The following is a 466-nucleotide window of genomic DNA, read 5'->3' on the forward strand; positions in this document are numbered from 1 at the left end:
GTCAGGCACTGTTCCAGAGCCGTCCGGAAGCGATTGTTCGCGCCTGGTTTATCCAGAGCGTAACGCCACGTTTTAAAGAAGCCTTGCGCTGGATGGCGGCAAACCGCAAAGCGTACCATGTGGTGGATGAAGCGGAACTGACAAAAGCGTCAGGCACGGAACATCACGGCGGCGTTTGCTTCCTGATCAAAAAGCGTAACGGTACAACCGTGCAGCAGTGGGTAAGCCAGGCAGGCGCGCAGGATTGTGTACTGGCCCTGGAAAACGAATCTAACCCGCATAACCTGGGTGGCATGACGCGTAGCTGTGCGCACTTCGGCGTGAAAGGTGTTGTGGTGCAGGATGCAGCACTGCTGGAGTCTGGGGCGGCTATCCGTACCGCAGAAGGCGGCGCAGAGCACGTTCAGCCGATTACTGGCGACAACATTGTTAACGTGCTGGATGATTTCCGTCAGGCGGGTTACAC

At 57.1% G+C, this 466-nt stretch carries 1 protein-coding gene; it reads left to right on the top strand.

Features of this window, described 5'->3' with window-relative positions; genetic code table 11:
* On the top strand, positions 1–466 hold a 466-nt coding region (locus EHS43_RS45815), incomplete at both ends, for a tRNA/rRNA methyltransferase (protein ID WP_125196160.1).

The sequence above is a fragment of the Streptomyces sp. RP5T genome (assembly GCF_003933965.1).
Classification (GTDB): Bacteria; Actinomycetota; Actinomycetes; order Streptomycetales; family Streptomycetaceae; genus Streptomyces.